General features: G+C 37.7%; 6 protein-coding genes and 2 riboswitches. All 6 genes read left to right on the forward strand.

Going from position 1 to position 4,819, the window contains the following annotated elements; translation table 11 throughout:
• Positions 1-47: 47 nt before the first annotated feature.
• A riboswitch (TPP riboswitch) is annotated at positions 48-160 on the forward strand.
• Positions 161-220: 60 nt separating this feature from the next.
• A riboswitch (TPP riboswitch) is annotated at positions 221-324 on the forward strand.
• Positions 325-413: 89 nt separating this feature from the next.
• Positions 414-1,109, forward strand: coding sequence for a thiaminase II (gene tenA / locus AC1DJR_RS18455; protein WP_131247264.1), 696 nt, complete (start codon positions 414-416; stop codon positions 1,107-1,109).
• The gene (locus tag AC1DJR_RS18460) at positions 1,078-1,827 is read left to right on the forward strand and encodes an ABC transporter ATP-binding protein (RefSeq protein WP_002134471.1); all 750 of its coding nucleotides are present in this window, start codon (positions 1,078-1,080) and stop codon (positions 1,825-1,827) included. Before tenA ends, AC1DJR_RS18460 begins: the two co-directional genes overlap by 32 nt.
• Complete coding sequence (locus AC1DJR_RS18465) at positions 1,827-2,579, forward strand: ABC transporter permease (protein ID WP_477003205.1); 753 nt, start codon at positions 1,827-1,829, stop codon at positions 2,577-2,579. The genes AC1DJR_RS18460 and AC1DJR_RS18465 overlap by 1 nt, the downstream gene beginning before the upstream one ends.
• Positions 2,576-3,577 (forward strand): ABC transporter substrate-binding protein, encoded by a 1,002-nt coding sequence (locus AC1DJR_RS18470; RefSeq protein WP_477003203.1) that lies wholly within the window; start codon positions 2,576-2,578, stop codon positions 3,575-3,577. Before AC1DJR_RS18465 ends, AC1DJR_RS18470 begins: the two co-directional genes overlap by 4 nt.
• Positions 3,578-3,587: 10 nt before the next feature.
• Positions 3,588-4,208 carry a thiazole tautomerase TenI gene (gene tenI, locus AC1DJR_RS18475; RefSeq protein ID WP_061675217.1) on the forward strand — a complete coding sequence of 207 codons (621 nt, stop codon included), beginning with the start codon at positions 3,588-3,590 and terminating at the stop codon, positions 4,206-4,208.
• On the forward strand, positions 4,201-4,819 hold a 619-nt coding region (locus tag AC1DJR_RS18480; RefSeq protein WP_477003204.1), incomplete at its 3' end, for an FAD-dependent oxidoreductase. The genes tenI and AC1DJR_RS18480, both read left to right, overlap by 8 nt.

A 4,819-nucleotide genomic window follows, 5' to 3' on the forward strand; every position in this document is an offset into this window, starting at 1 on the left:
CAGTTGATGATGTCTTATGGCGGTGTTATACTGACAGTGATAATTTTATAGTTTGCTAGGAGGGCTGGTGTTGCCAGCTGAGAGTAGGGCCGTAAGCCTTTGATCCTTTTTATTACCTGATCTAGATTATGCTAGCGTAGGGAAGCAATTCGGACATTAACAATGAGTCCCCGTTTCTTTGCGTATAGAAACGGGGCTTTTTTATTTGAAAATTTCATATTAACACCACTAGGGGTGCTTTTCGTGCTGAGAGAGGAATAATCCTTAACCCTTACAACACCTGATCTAGATAATACTAGCGAAGGGAAGTGGAACAACGAATAAATTATAATTTTATTTGCTGTAACCACTTCTTTTATACAGAAGTGGTTTTTTTATTGAGATAAATAGATATATAGGAAGGGGAATTATTAATGAAATTTTGTGAAAGATTATTTGATACGGTGCAGCCTGTTTGGGAGAAAAGTCATAATCATCCGTTTGTAGTAGGTATGGGGGATGGTACGTTGGAAAAAGACAAATTCCAGTACTATATTATTCAAGATTATTTATATTTGTTAGATTATGCAAAGCTATATGCAATTGGGGTTGTAAAGGCAACGAATCCACAAGTTATGGCAAAATTTGCAGAGCAAATTGATGGGATTTTAAATGGTGAAATGACGATTCATAAACAGTATGCAAAAAGACTTGGTATTTCTGTACAAGAGATGGAATCTGCGAAACCATCTGCTAAAAATTTAGCATATACAAATTACATGATGTCTGTATCTCAAAATGGCACAATTGCTGAATTAATATCAGCTTTACTTCCATGTATGTGGAGTTATTGGGAGATTGGAAAGCGTTTAAATGATATTCCTGGAGCAAGCGATCATGAGTTCTTTGGAGAGTGGATTCAAGGATATAGTTCTGAAGAATACGGTAACCTTTGTATTTGGTTAATAGATTTATTAAATGAAATGGCAGTTGGAAAGTCAGAGAAAGAGCTAGACCGATTAGAGGAGATTTTCTTATATTCCAGCCGATTTGAATATTTATTCTGGGATATGGCTTATCGTAAGGAGATGTGGGGTTTTGAGGAGCAAGAACATACTACAGTTTCATAATGTTTCCTTTCATTATGATGAGAAACCAATCATCAATGAATTAAATGCTTCTATACAAGATAAAGAGTTTGTAAGTATTATCGGACCGAGTGGATGCGGGAAAAGTACTTTATTTCGCCTTATTACAGGCTTAGAAGAGGCAAGTACTGGACAGATAGAGCTGACAGAAACAAAGAGTCATTCTGTAGGGTATATGCCCCAAAAAGATATGCTCTTGCCGTGGAGGACGATTATTGAGAATGCGGCCCTGCCGCTAGAGTGCCAAGGTGTGCAGAAGAAAGAAGCGCAAGTAAAAGCGAAAGAACTGTTACATAAATTTGGTTTACAAGGGTACGAGAAAAAATATCCGAAAGATTTATCTGGTGGTATGAGGCAACGCGTATCTTTTATCCGAACTTTATTAACAGGTGGGGAGATATTATTGTTAGATGAACCGTTTAGCGCATTGGACGCTTTAACGAAGGCATCTTTGCAAGAATGGTTGTTTGAACAATGGAAAGAGTGGGAAAAAACAATTTTATTTATCACTCATGATGTTGAAGAAGCATTGTTTCTTTCTAATCGAATTTTGGTTGTAGAAAATCAACCGATAGCAACTTTAACTGAGCGAATTGTGCCGCTTGATCGTAACCGAACAAGAAAAGATTTATATAAGCCTGAAGTGTTAGCGCTTAAAGAAGAGCTCCTTAGTATGTTACAAAGGCAGGTACTCGTATGATGAATCGCTTGAAGGAGTTATTACCTGCCCTTATATTAAGTGGAATTTTACTTGCTCTRTGGGAAGTAGGAGCAAGAATTGTAGATGAGATGTACATTTTGCCATCACCTTCTGCAATTGTAATGAAGATATGGGYGCTGAAAGATATATTATTTACGGTTCATTTACCTGCAACGTTGTACGTCGTTTTAATAGGCGTTGTTATTTCTATCGTACTGGGCGTAGGGCTAGCAATGTTAATGAATGCGAGTACGTGGATGGAAAGAGCATTTTATCCGTTATTAGTTGCTTCACAAACAATCCCGATCACTGCGCTTGCACCGCTCTTCGTTTTATGGTTTGGATATACCATCTGGAGTAAGGTTGTTGTTACCGTTTTAATTACGTTTTTCCCAATTGCGGTCAATACGTATGATGGACTGCGCAGTACGAAAAAAGAATGGGAGGAGCTATTAGTTACATATGGTGCAACGAAAAAAGATGTTTTTCTAAAGCTAAAGTTGCCATCTGCTCTTCCTTACTTTTTTTCAGCGTTAAAAATTGCGATACCACTTAGCGTTATTGGGGCAGCGATTGGTGAATGGCTCGGTGCACAAGCTGGGCTTGGATATTTCAGTAAAAGAATGATGACGCAGTTAGACGGAGCTGGTGTATTTGCACCAATTGTATTGTTATCATTATTAGCTATTTTCTTCGTCATACTTGTTTCGATATTAGAAAAGAAATTTATTAGTTGGAGGAAACATTCATGAAATTATTAAAACGCATCTTTGTGTTTACATTATTAGTTGCAATGATTGCAGGATGTTCGAGTAACTCGGCATCAGATAAGAATAAATCAGAAAAAGAAATAACAGTAATGCTTGATTGGTACCCGAATGCGGTACATAGCTTTATTTATACGGCAATTGAAAAAGGATACTTTAAAGAAGAAGGAGTCAAGGTGAATATTAAATTCCCTTCTAATCCGACTGATCCATTAACGCTAGCGGCGGCAGGGAAAGTGACAGTTGGTTTGTATTATCAACCAGATGTTGTCATGGCAAAAGCAAATGAACAAATTCCAGTGAAATCAATTGGAGCTGTCGTACGTTCACCGTTAAATCATGTTGTATCACTGAAGTCAGCAGGCATTCAATCGCCAAAAGATTTAGAGGGGAAAACAGTTGGATATTCTGGAACACCTTTAAGTGAGATGTATTTAAAAACGATGGTAAAAGAAGCTGGTGGTAATCCAGATACAGTGGAAGTAGTCGATGTTGGCTTTGATTTAGTACCAGCATTAATTACGAAAAAAGTGGATGCGGTAACAGGAGCATACATTAACCATGAAGTACCTGTTATGCGTCATGAAGGTCATGAACCAGCATGCTTTAATCCAGCWGATTAYGGTGTRCCGAAYTATCATGAGCTTGTGTTTGTAACRGGTGATAAAACKTTGAAAAARGATAAARAAGCATTRCARGCCTTTTTACGTGGGGCACAAAAAGGGTATGACTTTATGAAGAAAAACCCCGATGAAGCATTAAATATTTTATTAGATCATCAAGAACAAGAAAACTTCCCGCTTGTACCAGAAGTTGAAAAAGAAAGTATGAAAATTTTATTAGAGAAGATGGAAACGAAAGATGAGCCATTCTTATCGGATTCAAAAGAGTCATGGGAGAAACAAAACAAATGGTTGAAAGACAAAGGAATGGCGAAAGAAATTGTTCCAGCCGATGAATTATTTGAAAACATTTTAAAGTAGGCGAATGAATATGAAAAATGAGCTTCATGTAATCTCAAATGGTCATATGCCATTCGAAGAGTTAGTGAATGTAGCGATGCAAATTGAGAGTGAGATTGATTATTTGCATATTCGTGAGCGTGAGAAGAGYACGAAGGAATTGTATGAAGGTGTGGAAAGTCTTTTAAAAAAAGGCTTTCCGCCATCTAAGCTTGTTATAAATGATCGAATTGATATCGCCATTCTATTAAATATTCCTCGTGTTCAACTAGGATATAGAAGCGCAGATGTAAGGTTAGTGAAAGAAAAATTTTCTTATTTGCATGTCGGTTATTCAGTACATTCGCTAGATGAAGCGATAGTAGCATTTAAAAATGGAGCAGATTCACTCGTTTATGGTCATGTATTTCCGACAGATTGTAAAAAAGGTGTGCCAGCGAGAGGATTAGAAGAAATTGCTCATATGGCAAGTTGTTTATCCATACCAATAACTGCAATTGGTGGGATTACCCCTGAAAATACAGGTGATGTTCTTGCAAATGGTGTAAGTGGTATTGCTGTTATGTCCGGGATTATAAGCAGTAGTAATCCGTATAGCAAGGCGAAATCTTATAAGGAATCAATAAGAAAGTGGGCGGAAAAACATGTGTAAGAAGTATGATGTAGCGATTATTGGCGGAGGTGTGATTGGTAGTTCAGTTGCACACTTTCTAGCAGAAAGAGGGCATAAAGTAGCGATTGTAGAGAAGCAAAGAATCGCATCTGAAGCTTCGAAAGCAGCTGCTGGTTTGCTCGGTGTTCAGGCAGAATGGGATGCATATGATCCGTTGTTTGAGCTTGCTAGAGAAAGCCGTGCTATATTTCCACCAGAAGTGTTTGATATTCGTATTGAAAATAATAAAGTGACTGGAATTGTTACGAGTGAAGGTGTAATCACATGTGAAAAAGTCGTTATCGCTGGAGGCTCATGGAGTACGAAATTACTACATTATTTCCATAGTGATTGGGGTACATATCCTGTTAAGGGTGAAGTTGTTGCAGTAAGAAGCAAGAAACCGCTCTTGAAAGCTCCTATTTTCCAAGAAAGATTTTACATCACGCCGAAACGTGGTGGCCGTTACGTAATTGGGGCAACAATGAAGCCTCATACGTTTAATAAGTCTGTACAACCAGAAAGTATTACTTCCATATTAGAGCGTGCTTATACAATATTGCCTGCTTTAAAAGAAGCAGAATGGGAAAGTACGTGGGCTGGGTTAAGAC

The sequence above is a fragment of the Bacillus sp. 05T31 genome (genome assembly GCF_056396725.1).

Coding starts and splice junctions, on each gene's coding strand:
- tenA (WP_131247264.1), top strand. CDS start 414: ATGAAATTTTGTGAAAGATTATTTGATACGGTGCAGCCTGTTTGGGAG.